The 17,847-nt window shown below is 54.2% G+C and carries 19 protein-coding genes; 6 read left to right on the forward strand and 13 right to left on the reverse strand.

Going from position 1 to position 17,847, the window contains the following annotated elements:
• Nucleotides 1–39: 39 nt before the first annotated feature.
• The 13 genes from FU672_RS11065 to acuI form a co-directional block, all read right to left on the reverse strand.
• Nucleotides 40–204, reverse strand: coding sequence for a DUF2556 family protein (locus tag FU672_RS11065; RefSeq protein WP_148243295.1), 165 nt, complete (start codon nucleotides 202–204; stop codon nucleotides 40–42).
• A 177-nt stretch (nucleotides 205–381) separates the two neighbouring features.
• Nucleotides 382–678, reverse strand: coding sequence for a DNA-binding transcriptional regulator Fis (gene fis, locus FU672_RS11070; RefSeq protein ID WP_000462905.1), 297 nt, complete (start codon nucleotides 676–678; stop codon nucleotides 382–384).
• Between the two features lie 23 nt (nucleotides 679–701).
• Complete coding sequence (gene dusB / locus FU672_RS11075; protein ID WP_045329658.1) at nucleotides 702–1,667, reverse strand: tRNA dihydrouridine synthase DusB; 966 nt, start codon at nucleotides 1,665–1,667, stop codon at nucleotides 702–704.
• 330 nt (nucleotides 1,668–1,997) lie between these two features.
• Nucleotides 1,998–2,738, reverse strand: coding sequence for a carbonic anhydrase (locus FU672_RS11080; RefSeq protein WP_148243545.1), 741 nt, complete (start codon nucleotides 2,736–2,738; stop codon nucleotides 1,998–2,000).
• Nucleotides 2,739–2,866: 128 nt separating this feature from the next.
• Nucleotides 2,867–3,748, reverse strand: coding sequence for a 50S ribosomal protein L11 methyltransferase (prmA, locus tag FU672_RS11085; protein WP_129994868.1), 882 nt, complete (start codon nucleotides 3,746–3,748; stop codon nucleotides 2,867–2,869).
• 11 nt (nucleotides 3,749–3,759) lie between these two features.
• Nucleotides 3,760–5,211, reverse strand: a complete 1,452-nt coding sequence (panF, locus tag FU672_RS11090) for a sodium/pantothenate symporter (protein ID WP_148243546.1) — start codon at nucleotides 5,209–5,211, stop codon at nucleotides 3,760–3,762.
• Complete coding sequence (locus FU672_RS11095) at nucleotides 5,201–5,443, reverse strand: YhdT family protein (RefSeq protein WP_006178860.1); 243 nt, start codon at nucleotides 5,441–5,443, stop codon at nucleotides 5,201–5,203. Before FU672_RS11095 ends, panF begins: the two co-directional genes overlap by 11 nt.
• 108 nt (nucleotides 5,444–5,551) lie before the next feature.
• Nucleotides 5,552–6,901, reverse strand: coding sequence for an acetyl-CoA carboxylase biotin carboxylase subunit (gene accC / locus FU672_RS11100; protein ID WP_010436177.1), 1,350 nt, complete (start codon nucleotides 6,899–6,901; stop codon nucleotides 5,552–5,554).
• A 10-nt stretch (nucleotides 6,902–6,911) separates the two neighbouring features.
• Entirely contained in the window at nucleotides 6,912–7,370 is a 459-nt protein-coding gene (accB, locus tag FU672_RS11105) for an acetyl-CoA carboxylase biotin carboxyl carrier protein (protein WP_148243296.1), read from the reverse strand.
• 21 nt (nucleotides 7,371–7,391) lie between these two features.
• Entirely contained in the window at nucleotides 7,392–7,844 is a 453-nt protein-coding gene (aroQ, locus tag FU672_RS11110; RefSeq protein ID WP_023309405.1) for a type II 3-dehydroquinate dehydratase, read from the reverse strand.
• A gap of 234 nt (nucleotides 7,845–8,078) precedes the next feature.
• Entirely contained in the window at nucleotides 8,079–8,678 is a 600-nt protein-coding gene (msrQ, locus tag FU672_RS11120; protein ID WP_148243297.1) for a protein-methionine-sulfoxide reductase heme-binding subunit MsrQ, read from the reverse strand.
• Nucleotides 8,679–9,680, reverse strand: a complete 1,002-nt coding sequence (gene msrP, locus FU672_RS11125; RefSeq protein ID WP_148243298.1) for a protein-methionine-sulfoxide reductase catalytic subunit MsrP — start codon at nucleotides 9,678–9,680, stop codon at nucleotides 8,679–8,681.
• Between the two features lie 77 nt (nucleotides 9,681–9,757).
• Nucleotides 9,758–10,732 carry an acrylyl-CoA reductase (NADPH) gene (gene acuI / locus FU672_RS11130; protein WP_148243299.1) on the reverse strand — a complete coding sequence of 325 codons (975 nt, stop codon included), beginning with the start codon at nucleotides 10,730–10,732 and terminating at the stop codon, nucleotides 9,758–9,760.
• Between the two features lie 182 nt (nucleotides 10,733–10,914).
• On the opposite strand from acuI, the gene csrD reads away from it, so the two are divergent.
• From csrD to rng, 6 genes are all read left to right on the forward strand, one after another.
• Nucleotides 10,915–12,855, forward strand: a complete 1,941-nt coding sequence (gene csrD, locus FU672_RS11135; RefSeq protein ID WP_148243300.1) for an RNase E specificity factor CsrD — start codon at nucleotides 10,915–10,917, stop codon at nucleotides 12,853–12,855.
• Nucleotides 12,856–13,137: 282 nt separating this feature from the next.
• Nucleotides 13,138–14,181, forward strand: a complete 1,044-nt coding sequence (gene mreB, locus FU672_RS11140) for a rod shape-determining protein MreB (protein WP_000913396.1) — start codon at nucleotides 13,138–13,140, stop codon at nucleotides 14,179–14,181.
• A gap of 62 nt (nucleotides 14,182–14,243) precedes the next feature.
• On the forward strand, nucleotides 14,244–15,260 hold the full coding sequence (gene mreC, locus FU672_RS11145) for a rod shape-determining protein MreC (protein ID WP_023309400.1): 1,017 nt from the start codon (nucleotides 14,244–14,246) through the stop codon (nucleotides 15,258–15,260).
• On the forward strand, nucleotides 15,260–15,748 hold the full coding sequence (gene mreD / locus FU672_RS11150; protein WP_023309399.1) for a rod shape-determining protein MreD: 489 nt from the start codon (nucleotides 15,260–15,262) through the stop codon (nucleotides 15,746–15,748). The genes mreC and mreD overlap by 1 nt, the downstream gene beginning before the upstream one ends.
• Nucleotides 15,749–15,757: 9 nt before the next feature.
• On the forward strand, nucleotides 15,758–16,351 hold the full coding sequence (locus FU672_RS11155; RefSeq protein WP_148243301.1) for a Maf family protein: 594 nt from the start codon (nucleotides 15,758–15,760) through the stop codon (nucleotides 16,349–16,351).
• On the forward strand, nucleotides 16,341–17,810 hold the full coding sequence (gene rng / locus FU672_RS11160; protein ID WP_010436156.1) for a ribonuclease G: 1,470 nt from the start codon (nucleotides 16,341–16,343) through the stop codon (nucleotides 17,808–17,810). The genes FU672_RS11155 and rng overlap by 11 nt, the downstream gene beginning before the upstream one ends.
• Nucleotides 17,811–17,847 lie beyond the last annotated feature (37 nt).

Below are 17,847 nucleotides of genomic sequence, written 5' to 3' on the forward strand. Positions count from 1 at the left end.
TTAGTGGGTAATAACGGGGGGATTTGCGCAATCGGGCGGTTAGTCGAGCGCTGAGCAGTTCACGAGTTTCAGCGGATTGACGGAGTTCATATTGCGACACTTATCGGTTTCGGTGCTCATCAGTTCAATCCACTGCATCAGGAGTGCGTCGAAAATGAGAACGGAGATTGCAAAGACAACCAGCCACCAGTATTTACGAATCATTGTGTCATTCCGCGAGAAGAGCGCCAGTAAGATGGGGGAAATATACACGAAAAACCGTGGTTTAAAAGCGGGATAAGCGAAGGTTTACAATGCGTTGACGGAGAGGCGCAGGTAATAAAAAAGGCGCTTCCCCATGCCGAAGAGCGCCTTTTTAAACAAGCATTTAACTGATTAGTATCAGTTCATGCCGTATTTTTTCAGTTTCTTACGCAGAGTACCACGGTTGATACCCATCATCAGCGCAGCGCGGGTTTGGTTACCGCGGGTGTATTGCATCACCATGTCCAACAGTGGCTGTTCAACTTCAGCCAGTACCAGCTCATACAGGTCATTAACATCCTGACCGTTCAGTTGAGCAAAATAGTTCTTCAGTGCCTGTTTAACCGAGTCACGCAGGGGTTTTTGAGTTACCTGGTCCTGAGAGTTAACGGTAGAAACGGTCAGTACGTCAGAATTTACGCGTTGTTCGAACATAGTTCTGTCAGCTCTTTATTTCATTACGCAAGATTTTCGAAGTATGCCTCCAACGCCTCCAGCTGTACGCTGGCATCCTCTATGGCGTTGAATGTGCGCCGAAACTGGTCATCTGGAGCGTGCTCCTGGAGATACCAGGAGACGTGTTTACGCGCAATTCGGTACCCTTTTGCCTGACCGTAGTGGTCATGCAGTTCCCGAACATGCGAACAAAGCAAGCGCTTAACCTCTGCCAGAGGCAGCGGGGCAAGCAGCTCCCCAGTGTCCAGATAATGCTGGATTTCCCGGAAGATCCAGGGTCTTCCCTGAGCTGCACGTCCTATCATCAGAGCATCAGCTCCCGTATAGTCGAGTACAGCTCTGGCTTTAAGCGGGTCAGTTATGTCGCCATTCGCGATAATCGGAATGGAAACTTTCTGCTTAACTGCCCGAATGCTGTCGTATTCAGCTTCACCGTTGAACAAACAGGCGCGAGTGCGTCCATGAATGGTCAGGGCCTGAATGCCACAGTCTTCGGCCAGTTGGGCAATCTCTACACAGTTACGGTGTTCCGGCGACCAACCCGTGCGAATCTTCAACGTAACAGGAACGTCCACCGCGCTGACAACCGCCGTCAGGATAGCTTTCACCTGGTCGGGGTATTGCAGAAGGGCTGAACCTGCAAGCTTGCGATTCACCTTTTTGGCCGGGCACCCCATATTGATATCAATAATCTGGGCACCACTTTCCACGTTAATCCGCGCGGCATCTGCCATCTCTTCAGGCACGCTTCCGGCAATTTGCACGGTGCGAATACCTGGTTCATCAATGTGCACCATCCGAAGGCGGGATTTATCGCTTTCCCAAACCTGCGGGTTAGACGACATCATCTCGGATACGGTTAAACCGGCTCCCATCTCATAGCACAGCGTCCTGAACGGCCGGTCTGTAATACCTGCCATAGGGGCTGCGATCAGGCGATTTCTAAGCTGGTGGTGTCCGATGCGCATGAGTTAAGAAATGACCATACTGTGACTGCAAGGCGGCGTATATTACGCATTTTTTGCACGAGATGAAAGGCCAAACTTTGAACAATCCACTGCGGTAGATCAAGGAATCGCCGCTCAATCTTTCCGTTCAAAATTATTCATTATTTAAATCATTATGTTATGCGGAAATGGTTATTTTATGGGCACTTACAATTTCCCGTAACTTCTCATCATTTCTGAATAAATGCTTCGCTGAAGCGGGATAATCTGCTGTTTTTAGCAGCAGATTTCCCCACTTCTTTGCGATCTGCGTCGCATTTTAGAACATGATCGTCATGCGAAAAATGTGGCTTATTCGACCACAACGCGCCCATGCAGCGACTGTACCGGACGGTTATTATCGTGATGCATTGTATGGGTGAATCTATCAAGCTGTTCTGCAGAAACCGTCAGGGGCTGCTTAAGCACAATCCAGGTGACGCCTTCTGAACACGGTGGGGTGGTCAATGAACCGCTAAAGCGCCAGTACGTTTTATCTTTTGGCAGCAGTTTGTTCAGGTTGAGATCCTGTTTGATGGAGACGTTCTGCTCGGCCTGCTGAGGCATAACGCGCCACAGTTTTTCAAGCTCCGGGTTTGCGGTCCCTTTATCAAACATGACCGCCACCACCGTCAGTTCTCCACTGGCATTTTTATGAACCAGATGCATTTCCATCGCATATTTCTTGCCATGAACGGTGTTTTCGCTCGGCGCGTGGAAATGGAACTGTTGTAACGTCCAGGTTTGCTTATCAAGAGTAAGGGTATCGCGGGTGTCAGCCTGTTCACTTGCCTGAATGGTATGGCCATTGTTTGTCAGTGTAACAGGGCCATCAACGTAGTGCGTTTGTAGCGGGGAGAGATGGGCGTTAGCGGTCGAATCAATATTAATGGGAGACTGGTTCATTCCGCTTTGACAGGTCTTGTATGCTTCGTCCAGCTCGCCCCAGTGTTCCGGTGAACCTTCCCCTTCGTAGCTCCAGTGTGATGCGAATGCTGAAGCCGAGATCATGCTCAGCGCCAGCAGCGCTGCCTTGCCTGTAATGTGTGTCATCATATTCTTCCGGTGAATTTTTGTAATACAAATCAACGTGATTTGTAGGGTTATTTTACCGAAGAATGACCGGGGGAGAGAGGATTATCAGAGGGAGAGAGGCGTGGTCAGATGACCACGCCAAATGCTTATTTTTTACGACCGGTGATGCGGCACCACTCTTCTTTTTCCACCACCGGGTCGAGGGCAAAGAGAGCGGCGTAGGCTTCACACACGCTGTCGGCCTGGCTTGCCAGGATACCGGAAAGCCCCAGCAGACCGCCCTCAACGGGCAGGACGCTGATTAACGGGGCCAGCTCGCGCAGTGGGCCCGCCAGAATGTTTGCGACCACCACATCGGCTTTCATGGCTTCTGGCTGAGCATCCGGCAGATACAGCTCCAGACGATCGGAGACGCCGTTACGCTCGGCATTATCGCGGCTGGCCTGAATCGCCTGCGGATCGATATCGATCCCGATGGCTTTTGCCGCGCCTAGTTTCAGGGCTGCAATCGCGAGGATCCCGGATCCACAGCCGAAGTCGATCACTGTCTTACCGTCCAGATCCAGACCATCCAGCCACTGCAGGCACAGGGACGTGGTTGGGTGCGTGCCGGTACCAAACGCCAGGCCCGGGTCGAGCATTACGTTGACCGCATTCTCATCGGGCACGTCACGCCAGCTAGGGCAAATCCACAGACGCTTGCCGAACTGCATCGGGTGGAAGTTATCCATCCACTCGCGTTCCCAGTCTTTGTCTTCCAGCTGTTCGATTTTGTGTACAAAACCCGCGCCCAGCAGAGGATGATTCTCCAGAATCGCGACAACTTCTTTCATATCGGTTTCGGCATCAAACAGGCCAATAACGTCGGTATCACCCCACAGGCGGGTTTCGCCCGGCAGTGGCTCAAAGACCGGCGTGTCATGCGTGTCCTGGAAGGTGATAGAGACCGAACCGGCCTCCATCAGCGCATCGCTCAGTTCCTCGGCGTTAGCGCCGGTTGTGTTCAGTTTTAGTTGGATCCACGGCATGGCAAAACTCTTTATTTATCAGTAGAAATCATAGCGGGTTGTGGGACGGGCTGACCGAAACGGTTCCCCACCACAAACGCCAGTAAACTTAGCAGTAACGAAGGCACAATCGGATGGAAGCCCAGGTACTGAATCTTAAACGTTGCGAGGACGGCATACAGCACACCGCCGACAATCATGCCGCTCAGCGCGCCTGCCGCGTTTGCACGCTCCCAGTAGAGTCCTAACACCAGCGGCCACAGGAATACCGCTTCAAGCCCACCAAATGCCAGCAGGTTCAGCCAGATGATCATCTCCGGCGGACGCCATGCGGCTAACAGCAGCAATGCCCCTAATACCAGAGTAATAACGGCCGACATACGCTTCAGGCGGCGTTCATTCTCTGCCTGCTCAGGACGCAGGTTCAGATAGAGATCTTTAATGATCGTAGCGGAACTTTGCAGCAGCTGAGCGTTGATTGTCGACATAATGGCGGCCATCGGTGCGGCGAGGAAGATCCCGGCGGCAAATGGCGGCAGCACTTTAACCATCAGAGTTGGGATGACCAGATCGGGTACGGTAAGGTCGGGAATAACTGCCCGACCTAACGCGCCTGCCAGGTGCATACCAAACATCAGGATTGCGACAACGATAGTGCCGATAATAATACCTCGGTGTACGGCTTTGCTGTCTTTATAAGAGATACAGCGCACTGCGGTATGCGGCAGGCCAATCACTCCAAAGCATACCAACACCCAGAACGACGTCATAAAGGTCGGAGAAAGGATATCATCTGCCCCCTCCGGTGAGACCAGTTTCGGGTCAATCGCCTCCAGGGTTTCCACTGCATGAGTGAGTCCACCCGCAGCATGAACAATACCCACCAGCAGGACGATAGTACCGATGAGCATAACCAATCCCTGCATGGTATCGTTCAGCACGCTGGCGCGGAATCCGCCAAACGCGGTATACAGCGCAATGCTTACTCCGAAGATGATCAAGCCTGTCTCGTAGGGGATCCCGGCTGCCGTTTCCAGCAGACGAGCCCCGCCGATAAACTGCACCGTCATCGCGCCAATAAAGGCCACCAGCAGGCTTAAGCTGGCCAGCCACACCAGTAAACGGCTCTGGTAGCGGGCAAACAGCATATCGTTGAGCGTCACGGCATTATAACGGCGCGCCAGAATGGCAAATTTTTTACCCAGTATGCCCAGCGAGAGCCAGATGGCAGGCAGCTGGATCATCGCCAGTAGCACCCAGCCTAACCCGTATTTATAGGCTGCACCGGGTCCGCCGATAAACGAACTGGCGCTGATGTAGGTTGCGGTCAGCGTCATGGCCAGCACGACGCCGCCCATCGAGCGGCTACCAAGGAAATACTCGTTCAGGAAAGTGCCCGTCGTTCTTTTACGCATGGCGTAAACGGATAAACCAAACACCACTAACAAGTAAGCGATAAGCGGCAGAATGACTTCAAGCTGCATCATCGTCCTCCAGCGGGATATCGCGATAAATGAATTTCACCATTGCCCAGCACAGCAGGATGAAGACCAGCGGTACCAGTAGACACGCCATTTCGAACCAGTGCGGCAGCCCGGTGATGCCAATAGCAGAGTCAGGTAAGTAAGCGGTTACTAACCACGCTGCGAGATAGAGAAGGGTCAGCCACAGCGCCCAGCGCGCTTCTTTATGGGCCTGAACAAAACGTTTGTCCATTTTTTGTCCCTTGTGGATAAAGAAAGCGGGGATTGTACATGATGAGGCTTTCCAGGCCCCAGAAATAAAAAAGGCCGGATAATCCGGCCTTTTCGCAAAGATGCTGTATTACTTCTCGTGCAGACCGAGTTTTTTCTCCAGGTAGTGGATGTTGGTTCCACCATTCTGGAAGTGCTCGTCGCTCATGATGCGCATCTGCAGATCAACGTTGGTTTTGATACCGTCGATGATCAGTTCCTGCAGGGCGTTTTTCATGCGGGCAATTGCCACATCGCGGTTTTCGCCGTAGCAGATAAGCTTGCCGATCATTGAGTCATAGTACGGCGGTACGGTGTAACCGGCGTAAATATGAGATTCCCAACGCACACCAAAGCCACCCGGCGCGTGGAAACGCGTGATTTTCCCCGGGCTTGGCAGGAAGGTGTTCGGGTCTTCGGCGTTGATACGGCATTCTACCGCATGGCCTTTCACCACAACTTCTTCCTGCTTGATGGACAGCGGCTGGCCAGCAGCGATACGCAGCTGTTCTTTGATCAGGTCAACGCCGGTGATCATTTCGGTAACCGGGTGTTCAACCTGAATACGGGTGTTCATTTCGATGAAATAGAACTCGCCGTTTTCAAACAGGAACTCAAAGGTACCTGCACCGCGATAGCCGATATCGACACACGCTTTGGAGCAACGCTCGCCGATGTAGCGACGCAGTTCCGGGGTAATGCCCGGTGCTGGTGCTTCTTCGACCACTTTCTGGTGACGACGCTGCATGGAGCAGTCACGTTCTGCCAGATAGATCGCGTTACCCTGACCGTCAGCCAGCACCTGAATTTCGATGTGGCGTGGGTTTTCCAGGTATTTTTCCATGTACACCATGTCATTGCTGAAAGCGGCTTTCGCTTCTGCTTTGGTCATGGAGATGGACTGCGCCAGTTCAGCATCGCTGCGCACAACGCGCATACCGCGACCGCCGCCGCCGCCGGACGCCTTGATGATTACCGGGTAGCCAATGCGTTTAGCATGAGCACGGTTAGCATCCATGTCGTCGGTCAGCGGGCCGTCAGAGCCTGGTACAGTTGGAACACCGGCCTTTTTCATCGCGGTGATTGCAGACACTTTGTCGCCCATCAGGCGGATGGTGTCGGCTTTCGGGCCGATGAAGATGAAGCCAGAGCGTTCAACCTGCTCAGCAAAGTTGGCGTTCTCAGAGAGGAAGCCGTAACCCGGATGAATTGCCACCGCGCCGGTGATTTCAGCGGCGCTGATGATAGCCGGGATGTTCAGATAGCTTTTTACGGACGGAGCCGGGCCAATACAGACCGTCTCATCCGCCAGCAATACGTGTTTTAAATCGCGATCCGCGCTTGAGTGCACAGCGACGGTCTTGATGCCCAGCTCTTTACAGGCACGAAGAATACGCAGTGCGATCTCGCCGCGGTTGGCGATAACAATTTTATCCAGCATGTTCGCCTCGTTACTCGATGACGACCAGCGGCTCGTCAAATTCAACCGGCTGACCACTTTCGACCAGAATCGCTTTCACAGTACCTGATTTGTCTGCTTCGATCTGGTTCATCATTTTCATCGCTTCAACGATGCACAGGGTATCGCCTACGTTGACTTTCTGACCCACTTCGATGAACGCCTTCGCGTCCGGGCTCGGGGTGCGGTAGAAAGTACCAACCATTGGGGAACGTACGATGTGACCACTGATTTCTGCTGCAGCGGCAGGTGCGGCTTCAGCTGCTGGTGCAACGGCTGCGGAGAGCGGCTGCTGCACTGGCGCAGCATAAGCTTGCTGCATTACCGGGAAGCTAACGGCTGGGGCTGCACGGCTGATGCGTACAGACTCTTCGCCTTCAGAAATTTCCAGTTCGGAGATGCCTGATTCTTCAACCAGCTCGATCAGTTTTTTAATCTTACGAATATCCATGAGTGGGTTCCGTACTCTTGTTTAGTGTGATTGTGACAAGCGTTTTACCGCTGTCTGTAAAGCGTATGAATAGCCGTCAGCGCCCAGTCCACAGATAACGCCGGCAGCGATATCTGACAGATACGAATGGTGGCGGAACGGCTCTCGGGCGTGCACATTACTCAGGTGGATCTCGATAAACGGGATACTCACCGCGAGCAGTGCGTCGCGGATAGCAACACTGGTGTGCGTAAACGCGGCCGGATTGATCAGGATATAGTCCACATTGTCTTTAGCCTGATGAATACGGTCGATGAGTGCGTACTCCGCATTCGACTGAAAATGATCCAAATCCACATTCAATGACGCTGCTTCCGTTCCCAGACGGTTAACAATTTCACTCAATGTTAGCGTGCCGTACTTCTCTGGCTCACGGGTGCCGAGCATGTTCAGGTTCGGTCCGTTCAAAACTAAGATATGGAACTTGTCAGTCATTATGCCGCTATCTCCTGCGATTTTCGGGTAAAAAACAAAATATACCTTCGAAGCGCAAATGTCACCTTTTCAGAGGCTTAAAACCGCTGTCAGGCGAACCAAGGTCGCACATTATAACGATTTCGTAGCATTTAGCAGCTAAATACTGGTCTTATCAGGGAAGATTATCAACCGCTATCCGAAAAAGATTTGCGGTTGACGGGGAATCTGCGGGAAAACGCACAGTTTCGCGAACTATCGCAACCACTGGCGGAACTTCTTGTAACGCCATGCTAAAAGCGCCACGGCCGCCAGTGCATAAAGGACCGGCTGCGGGGAGAGGATCTTCACCGACCACAGGTAATGTATGGGGGCGAGGATCGCGACAAGATAGACGAAGTTGTGCAGCAGTTGCCAGCGCCTGCCCAGTTTTCGCTGCGCATATTGCGTGGATGTCAGCGCTAACGCCAGTAAAACCACCCAGCTCACGATACCGAGCGTCAGATAAGGACGCGTCACCAGTTCGCGGCCAAGCAGCGCCAGATTGTTAATTCCCAGCTCCAGCAGGGCATAGCTGGTGAGGTGCAGCGTCGCCCAGGCAAAACACCATAGCCCTAACAGCCGACGGGTGCGTATCAATAAGGGCTGTTTAGCGTAGCGCGCCAGCGGCGAGACGAGCAAGGTGGCCAGCAAAAATTTCAGAGCCATCCGACCGGTAAAATGCTGGATATCCTTTGCCGGGTCTGCGCTAAAGAGTCCCTGGCTGGCGGCCCAGAACAGCCATATAAAAGGAAGTAACCCGGCCAGGTGCAGCAGCACTTTCAGCCAGACGATCTGTTTTGCCGTTAAACGCACTCAGAAGTTCTCCCGTAAATTGAGACCACGGTAAAGTGAGGCCACTTCATCCGCATAACCGTTAAACAGCAGCGTCGGCTGGCGCTTCACGTCCAGTGCACCGCCGGAACCGATAAACCGCTCGGTCGCCTGCGACCAGCGTGGATGATCCACGTGCGGGTTCACATTGGCGAAGAAACCGTACTCGTCCGGGGCCGCCAGATTCCAGGTGGTGGGCGGACGTTCGCGGGTAAGCTTAATGCTGACGATAGATTTAACCCCTTTGAAACCATATTTCCACGGTACGGTTAAACGGATGGGGGCACCGTTCTGCGGTGGAAGCGCTTTGCCATAAACGCCAACGGTCAGCAGGGTAAGGGGATGCATGGCTTCGTCGAGACGTAACCCTTCCACATACGGATATTCAAGCCCGCCGCCGATAAACCGATCTTTCTGCCCGGGCATCTCGTCCGGCGCATAACGCGTCTGGAAAGCGACATATTTTGCGTTGCTGGTGGGCTCAACCATCGCCAGCAGTTTATGCAGCGGGAAGCCGACCCAGGGCACTACCATCGACCAGGCTTCCACGCATCGCATGCGATAGATACGCTCTTCGAGCGGGAAACGGGTGGTGAGGTCGTGATGGTCCAGCGTCAGGGGTTTAGCCACTTCGCCATCAATCTTCAGCGTCCACGGATCGGTTTTGAGGCTTCCCGCGTTGGCGGCAGGATCGGCCTTATCAAGACCAAATTCGTAGAAGTTGTTGTAGCCGGTGACTTTATCTTCCGGCGTCAGCGTCAGTTTATTTTGCCATTCGGCGGGTTTCGTAAAGGTGAGCGGGGCGCCGGAAGGGGCTTTTGGCCGATCGTTGCCTTTAAACCAGTCGAGCAGGTCGGCGTGTGCCGCCGGAGAGAGCGTCAGGGCAGTGGCGCTGATGCCAAGCATTTTCAGGATCTGGCGGCGCTGTAACATAAAGACAGACTCAGACGTTACGTCGGCTTCCGTCAGTTTTCGGTTTTTCATGGCATCCTCCGTCATGCGTTTTCCTAAGCATGACGGAGGAGAGGGATTCGCGCGAATATGTCACGAAAATTTGAAGATTAGGCGATTTTCACCAGCGCACGACCGTGGAACTGGTTGTCCATGATCTTACTGGCGTATTCCGGCGTCTGGCTGAGGGTTATCTCCGTTGCGCTCTGGGTATAGAAAGATTCCGGTAGATCGCGCACCAGCCGTTCCCAGGCTTCATGGCGACGGGCCGGCGGGGTCATCACGGAATCCACACCCTGCAGGCGTACGTTACGCAGAATGAATGGCATCACGGTGGTTGGCAGGGCAAATCCGCCCGCCAGACCGCATGCTGCCACGCAGCCGCCGTAGTTCATCTGCGCCAGGACTTTTGCCAGCACCTTATCACCGACGGTATCCACCGCGCCTGCCCAGACCTGCTTTTCCAGCGGACGGGTTTCGGCAAATTCGTCGCGGCTGAGAATGCGGCTGGCACCGAGCTGGCGCAGGTAATCGTGGGTGCTTTCACGGCCGGAAACGGCAGCGACCTGATAGCCCAGTTTGTGCAGCAGCGTGACTGCCGTGCTGCCCACGCCGCCGCTGGCGCCGGTGACGACAATTTCACCCGACTCAGGACGAATACCCGCATCTTCCAGCGCCATCACGCACAGCATGGCGGTAAAGCCTGCCGTGCCGACGATCATCGCCTTGCGGCCATCCATGCCTTTCGGCATAGGCACCAGCCAGTCGCCCTTCACACGGGCCTGCGTTGCCAGTCCGCCCCAGTGATTTTCACCTACGCCCCAGCCGGTAAGCAGTACCTGCTGTCCTGCATGGAAACGCGGATCTTCGCTGGTATGAACCCGGCCAGCGAAATCAATACCTGGCACCATAGGGAAATTTCGGATGATTTTACCCTTACCGGTAATAGCCAGCGCATCTTTATAATTTAAACTGGACCAGTCGATGTCGACGGTTACTTCGCCTTCCGGCAGGCGACTCTCTTCAACCGCCTGCACTGAGGCAAGCGTTTTGCCGTCCTGCTGTTCTAAGATCAAAGCCTGCATACGGGGTCCTCTCGACTCAGATGATTGGAAAATAATTTCTGAAGACTATACTCGCTCAGGGAAACGCAATGCCGATTTAACGCAATAAATTGCCAGATACACTCGATTTGGTAGTATGCCGCATTTGAAATGCAAGTTAGCGCTTACTCGCTACCCCATCAACCCACGGAGTAATCTCAAGGATGCGATTAACGACGAAGTTCTCGGCTTTTATCACGTTGCTGACGGGGCTTACCATTTTTGTCACGCTTATGGGCTGCTCCCTGAGCTTTTACACCGCCATTCAGGACAAGCTGGTCAACCGGGTACAGTCTGTCGCGTCGGTGATTGATACGCGTCTGCTGACGACGCCGTTGCCGGCGCTCTCCCGTGAGCTCGATGAGTTGATGGTACCTGTTGATATCGTTCAGATCGACATTCTGCAGGGAAAGCATCGTGTTTTAAGCCATGAACGGCCGGGAAGTTATCGACCTGCGGGCGTGGTGAGCCAGTACCGGGAAGTGACGGTGCACTCCCTTAAAAATCCGGGGATGACCATACACATGGTCTATCTCGATCCGATGGCCAGCTACTTCCGTTCCATGATGACCACCGCGCCGCTCACCGTCGCCGTTGCGTTTATCGTCCTGCTGATCTTTCTCGCGGTTCGCTGGCTGCGCCGCCAGCTCTCCGGCCAGGAGCTGCTGGAGATGCGCTCTGTGCGGATCCTTAACGGTGAACGCGGCCCGCAGGTGCGTGGCTCCGTCCACGAGTGGCCGTCACGCGCCAGCAGCGCGCTGGATACTCTGCTCTCCGAAATCCAGTTTGCCAGCGATCAGCGCAGCCGTATGGATACGCTGATCCGCTCTTATGCGGCGCAGGATAATAAAACCGGCCTTAACAACCGTCTTTTCTTTGATAATCAGCTCGCCACGCTGCTCGACGATTCAGAAAAAGTGGGGACACACGGGGTGGTGATGATGATTCGCCTGCCCGATTTCGATCTCCTGCGCGACACCTGGGGACAGCGGGTCGCGGAAGAAAACCTCTTTACGCTGATCAACCTGCTCTCCACCTTTATTATGCGCTACCCGGGCGCGCTGCTGGCCCGCTATCACCGCAGCGACTTTGCCGTATTGTTGCCTCATCGCACGCTGAAGGAATCGGAAAGCATCGCCAGCCAGCTGCTGAAGGCGGTGGATGCGCTGCCGCAGAGCAAAATGCTCGACAGGGACGATATGGTCCACATGGGGATCTGCGCCTGGCGTGGCGGACAATCCACAGAACAGGTGATGGAGCATGCGGAAGCCGCCACCCGCAACGCCGTGTTGCAGGGGGCGAACGGGTGGGCGGTTTATGATGACTCGCTGCCGGAAAAAGGGCGCGGCAACGTGCGCTGGCGAACGCTGATTGAGCAAATGCTCAGCCGCGGCGGGCCACGTATTTATCAAAAACCCGCGGTCATGAAAAACGGCAACGTTCATCACCGTGAACTGATGTGTCGTATTTTTGACGGTACGGAAGAGGTCATCTCTGCGGAATATCTGCCGATGGTGCTGCAATTTGGCCTGTCCGAAGAGTATGACCGCCAGCAAATTACCCGGCTGATCCCGTTTTTATCCTTCTGGCCTGAAGAAAACCTGGCGTTACAGGTCACCGTGGAGTCGTTAATACGCCCACGTTTTCAGCGCTGGCTTCGTGATACATTAATGCAATGCGAAAAATCGCAACGCAAACACATTATTTTTGAACTTGCAGAGGCCGATGTAGGTCAACACATCAGCCGGTTACGTCCGGTGGTACGTTTGATCAATGCACTTGGTGCGCGTGTAGCGGTGACGCAGGCAGGTTTAACGCTGGTCAGTACCAACTGGATTAAGGAACTGGATGTGGAGTTATTAAAGCTACATCCAGGGCTGGTAAGGAATATTGAGAAGCGTACGGAAAACCAGCTGCTGGTCCAGAGTCTGGTAGAAGCATGCAAGGGAACGCGAACACAAGTTTTTGCCACGGGCGTGCGCTCCAGAGGCGAATGGCAGATGTTAACTGAGCGCGGTGTGATGGGGGGTCAGGGGGATTTTTTTGCTGCCTCTCAACCGCTTGACACCAACGTGAAAAAATATTTGCAAAGATACTCTGTTTGACCTGCCGTTTACGCTGTTTTCACGTAGAATATCGCGCCTGTAGCTTTGAGTATGTCGAGCAAAAAGCCAGTAAACGACCTTTAACGGGTTACAAACGTCAGTGGGGAACGCTACTGTTTACTCAGCCCTGAGGGAGTCAGGGGATGAATTTGTAACATCAGGAAACGTACTGCACAAATTTTCACCGTTGCAGATGATTTTTGCGCCTTGTCGCTGCTGCGTGTGGTTGGTAAAGTAAGCGGATTTTGTTTTCCGCCCCAGCTTTCAGGATTATCCCTTAGTATGTTGAAAAAATTTCGTGGCATGTTTTCCAATGACCTGTCCATTGACCTGGGTACCGCGAATACCCTTATTTATGTAAAAGGACAAGGCATCGTATTGAATGAGCCTTCTGTTGTGGCCATTCGTCAGGATCGTGCGGGCTCGCCGAAAAGCGTGGCCGCTGTGGGTCATGACGCGAAGCAGATGCTGGGTCGTACCCCTGGCAACATCGCCGCCATTCGCCCAATGAAAGACGGCGTTATCGCTGACTTTTTCGTGACTGAAAAAATGCTTCAGCACTTCATCAAGCAGGTTCACAGCAACAGCTTCATGCGTCCAAGCCCGCGTGTTCTGGTGTGTGTGCCGGTTGGCGCAACCCAGGTAGAACGTCGCGCAATCCGTGAATCTGCCCAGGGTGCAGGTGCACGTGAAGTGTTCCTGATTGAAGAGCCAATGGCTGCGGCCATCGGTGCAGGTCTGCCTGTGTCTGAAGCCACCGGTTCTATGGTGGTGGATATCGGTGGTGGTACCACTGAAGTGGCCGTTATCTCTCTGAACGGCGTGGTGTACTCCTCTTCCGTACGTATCGGCGGTGACCGCTTCGATGAAGCCATCATTAATTATGTGCGCCGTAACTACGGCTCTCTGATCGGTGAAGCCACCGCAGAGCGTATCAAACACGAAATCGGCTCTGCGTACCCGGGCGATGAAGTGCGTGAGATCGAAGTACGTGGCCGTAACCTGGCTGAAGGTGTTCCACGCGGTTTTACCCTGAACTCCAACGAAATTCTGGAAGCGCTGCAGGAACCACTGACGGGCATCGTGAGCGCGGTAATGGTTGCGCTGGAACAGTGTCCACCAGAGCTGGCGTCCGATATCTCCGAGCGCGGTATGGTTCTGACCGGTGGTGGTGCGCTGCTGCGTAACCTCGACCGCCTGTTAATGGAAGAGACAGGTATTCCTGTCGTAGTTGCAGAAGATCCACTGACTTGCGTCGCCCGTGGTGGTGGCAAGGCGCTGGAAATGATCGACATGCACGGCGGCGATTTGTTCAGCGAAGAGTAGTCGAGTTTGAGAGGGTAGCAATTTGCTACCCTTTCTCTCTGACGCGAGAATACGCATAGCCTATGAAGCCAATTTTTAGCCGTGGCCCATCGCTACAGTTTCGCCTCATTCTGGCGGTTCTGGTTGCGCTTGGGGTCATTATTGCCGATAGCCGCCTCGGTACGTTCAGCCAGATCAGAACGTACATGGATACCGCCGTCAGTCCTTTCTACTTTGTTTCAAATGGTCCCCGTGAACTGCTCGACTCCGTTTCTCAAACGCTGTCTTCGCGCGACCAACTCGAACTCGAAAACCGGGCATTACGTCAGGAACTGCTGCTGAAAAACAGCGAACTGCTGATGCTGGGGCAATACAAGCAGGAAAACGCGCGTCTGCGTGAACTGCTCGGCTCGCCGCTGCGTCAGGATGAGCAGAAAATGGTCACGCAGGTGATCTCCACCGTGAATGACCCCTACAGCGATCAGGTTGTGATCGACAAAGGGAGCGTGAACGGGGTGTACGAAGGTCAGCCTGTTATCAGTGATAAAGGCGTCGTGGGCCAGGTTGTTGCCGTGGCCAAACTGACCAGCCGCGTGCTGCTGATTTGCGATGCCACGCATGCGCTGCCGATCCAGGTTCTGCGCAACGACATCCGTGTGATTGCGGCCGGTAACGGCTGTACGGACGACCTGCAGCTGGAACATCTGCCGGCTAACACGGATATCCGCGTGGGCGACGTGCTGGTGACGTCCGGCCTGGGTGGACGCTTCCCTGAAGGCTATCCGGTTGCGGTGGTCTCTTCGGTGAAGCTGGATACTCAGCGTGCCTATACCGTGATTCAGGCGCGTCCAACCGCCGGTTTGCAGCGTCTGCGCTATCTGCTGCTGCTGTGGGGCGCCGATCGTAACGGTGCTAATCCGATGACGCCTGAAGAGGTGCATCGCGTAGCAAATGAGCGCCTGATGCAGATGATGCCGCAGGTTCTCCCGCCTGCGGATTCCATGGGGCCGCCTGCGCCAGTACCGGCGCCGGCAACCGGGTTAACGCAGCCGCTGCCGGATGCGCCGCCACCGCCTAAACTCTCTTCGGGAGGGCAGTAGTGGCAAGTTATCGTAGCCAGGGACGCTGGGTCATCTGGCTCTCGTTTCTCATTGCACTCTTACTGCAAGTGATGCCCTGGCCGGATGACATTCTCGTTTTCCGGCCAAACTGGGTATTGCTCATTTTACTCTACTGGATCCTTGCCCTGCCGCATCGCGTAAATGTCGGCACAGGTTTCGTGATGGGTGCCATACTGGATCTCATTAGCGGCTCTACGCTTGGCGTGCGCGCCTTGTCCATGAGCATTATTGCGTACCTCGTCGCACTCAAATTCCAGCTCTTTCGTAACCTTGCGCTCTGGCAACAGGCCCTGGTGGTGATGCTATTGTCGCTCGCTGCGGATATCGTTGTTTTCTGGGCAGAGTTTTTAGTGATCAACGTCTCTTTCCGACCGGAAGTGTTCTGGAGTAGTGTAGTAAACGGTGTGCTCTGGCCATGGTTATTCCTGCTGATGCGTAAGGTTCGCCAGCAGTTTGCTGTGCAATAAAAGGTTTCTATGACGTCTTTGTATCTCGCTTCCGGCTCCCCGCGCCGTCAGGAACTCCTGACGCAGCTAGGGGTCTCTTTTGAACGCATCGTTACCGGCATTGAAGAAAAACGTGCTGAGGGCGAAAGCGCTCAACAGTACGTGTCTCGTCTGGCGCGCGAGAAAGCGCAGGCGGGCGTGGCCAGTGTGCCACGCGATCTTCCCGTGCTGGGAGCAGATACCATCGTTATCCTGAACGGTGAAGTGCTTGAGAAACCGCGCGATGCCGATCATGCGGCGCGCATGCTGCGCAAAATGTCCGGACAAACACATCAGGTGATGACGGCCGTCGCGCTGGCTGACAGCCAGCACGTGCTGGATTGCCTTGTGGTAACGGAAGTGACGTTCAGAGTACTTACCGACGACGACATCGCCGCTTATATTGCCAGCGGTGAACCGATGGATAAAGCAGGTGCATACGGTATTCAGGGGCTGGGTGGCTGTTTTGTCAGGAAGATTAATGGCAGCTATCACGCCGTAGTCGGCTTACCGCTGGTGGAAACGTATGAGTTGCTGAGCAATTTTAACTCACTGCGTGAGGGAAGGGATAATTATGACGGCTGAATTGTTGGTAAACGTAACGCCATCGGAAACCCGTGTGGCCTATATTGATGGTGGCATTCTTCAGGAAATTCATATTGAGCGTGAAGCGCGGCGCGGAATAGTAGGCAATATCTACAAAGGTCGTGTCAGTCGTGTACTACCGGGTATGCAGGCGGCTTTTGTAGATATTGGACTGGATAAGGCGGCATTTTTACATGCCTCCGATATCATGCCGCACACCGAGTGCGTCGCGGGCGAAGAGCAAAAGCAGTTTGCCGTGCGCGATATTTCTGAGCTGGTGCGTCAGGGACAGGATCTGATGGTGCAGGTGGTGAAAGATCCCCTCGGTACCAAAGGCGCCCGCTTGACCACCGACATCACCTTACCTTCCCGCTATCTGGTCTTTATGCCCGGAGCGTCGCACGTGGGCGTTTCGCAGCGTATTGAGAGCGAAACCGAGCGCGAGCGTCTGAAGAAAGTGGTTAGCGCCTACTGCGATGAACAGGGCGGGTTTATCATCCGTACCGCTGCGGAAGGGATCAGCGAAGAAGACCTGGCGTCGGATGCGGCTTACCTGAAGCGCGTCTGGACCAAGGTGATGGAGCGTAAAAAACGCAACCAGACCCGCTACCAGCTTTACGGTGAACTGGCGCTTGCTCAGCGCGTTCTGCGTGACTTTGCTGATGCGCAGCTCGACCGCATTCGCGTGGACTCGCGCCTGACCTATGAAGCGCTGCTGGAATTTACCGCCGAATATATCCCGGAGATGCCTGGCCTGCTGGAGCATTATTCAGGGCGTCAGCCGATCTTCGATCTCTATGATGTCGAAAACGAGATCCAGCGTGCGCTGGAGCGTAAGGTCGAACTGAAGTCAGGCGGCTATCTGATCATCGATCAGACCGAAGCGATGACCACCGTCGATATTAACACGGGCGCGTTTGTGGGCCATCGCAACCTGGATGACACCATCTTCAACACCAACATCGAAGCCACGCAGGCGATTGCGCGTCAGCTTCGTCTGCGCAATCTGGGCGGCATTATCATCATCGACTTCATTGATATGAGCAATGAAGACCATCGCCGCCGCGTGCTGCACTCGCTTGAGCAGGCGCTGAGTAAAGATCGCGTGAAAACCAGCATCAACGGCTTCTCACAGCTGGGGCTGGTGGAGATGACGCGTAAGCGTACCCGTGAAAGCGTTGAGCATGTGCTGTGTAATGAATGCCCAACCTGCCATGGACGCGGAACGGTAAAGACGGTTGAGACCGTCTGCTATGAAATCATGCGTGAAATCGTCCGTGTTCATCATGCCTACGACTCCGATCGTTTTCTGGTCTATGCTTCCCCTGCGGTGGCTGAAGCGCTGAAAGGCGAAGAGTCACACGCGCTGGCGGAAGTGGAAATCTTTGTCGGCAAACAGGTAAAAGTACAAATTGAACCGCTCTATAACCAGGAGCAGTTTGACGTCGTGATGATGTAAGACGCAGTACGCTGCGTGACGAAAGCTGACAAGGAGA

This window comes from Enterobacter asburiae (genome assembly GCF_008080435.1).
In the GTDB taxonomy this organism is placed as follows: Bacteria; Pseudomonadota; Gammaproteobacteria; order Enterobacterales; family Enterobacteriaceae; genus Enterobacter; species Enterobacter asburiae_C.

Coding starts and splice junctions, on each gene's coding strand:
- csrD (WP_148243300.1), top strand. CDS start 10,915: ATGCGATTAACGACGAAGTTCTCGGCTTTTATCACGTTGCTGACGGGG.
- prmA (WP_129994868.1), bottom strand. CDS start 3,748: ATGCCGTGGATCCAACTAAAACTGAACACAACCGGCGCTAACGCCGAG.
- acuI (WP_148243299.1), bottom strand. CDS start 10,732: ATGCAGGCTTTGATCTTAGAACAGCAGGACGGCAAAACGCTTGCCTCA.
- mreC (WP_023309400.1), top strand. CDS start 14,244: ATGAAGCCAATTTTTAGCCGTGGCCCATCGCTACAGTTTCGCCTCATT.
- FU672_RS11080 (WP_148243545.1), bottom strand. CDS start 2,738: ATGACACACATTACAGGCAAGGCAGCGCTGCTGGCGCTGAGCATGATC.
- FU672_RS11095 (WP_006178860.1), bottom strand. CDS start 5,443: ATGGACAAACGTTTTGTTCAGGCCCATAAAGAAGCGCGCTGGGCGCTG.
- fis (WP_000462905.1), bottom strand. CDS start 678: ATGTTCGAACAACGCGTAAATTCTGACGTACTGACCGTTTCTACCGTT.
- dusB (WP_045329658.1), bottom strand. CDS start 1,667: ATGCGCATCGGACACCACCAGCTTAGAAATCGCCTGATCGCAGCCCCT.
- FU672_RS11065 (WP_148243295.1), bottom strand. CDS start 204: ATGATTCGTAAATACTGGTGGCTGGTTGTCTTTGCAATCTCCGTTCTC.
- accC (WP_010436177.1), bottom strand. CDS start 6,901: ATGCTGGATAAAATTGTTATCGCCAACCGCGGCGAGATCGCACTGCGT.
- msrP (WP_148243298.1), bottom strand. CDS start 9,680: ATGAAAAACCGAAAACTGACGGAAGCCGACGTAACGTCTGAGTCTGTC.
- panF (WP_148243546.1), bottom strand. CDS start 5,211: ATGCAGCTTGAAGTCATTCTGCCGCTTATCGCTTACTTGTTAGTGGTG.
- mreB (WP_000913396.1), top strand. CDS start 13,138: ATGTTGAAAAAATTTCGTGGCATGTTTTCCAATGACCTGTCCATTGAC.
- rng (WP_010436156.1), top strand. CDS start 16,341: ATGACGGCTGAATTGTTGGTAAACGTAACGCCATCGGAAACCCGTGTG.
- FU672_RS11155 (WP_148243301.1), top strand. CDS start 15,758: ATGACGTCTTTGTATCTCGCTTCCGGCTCCCCGCGCCGTCAGGAACTC.
- accB (WP_148243296.1), bottom strand. CDS start 7,370: ATGGATATTCGTAAGATTAAAAAACTGATCGAGCTGGTTGAAGAATCA.
- aroQ (WP_023309405.1), bottom strand. CDS start 7,844: ATGACTGACAAGTTCCATATCTTAGTTTTGAACGGACCGAACCTGAAC.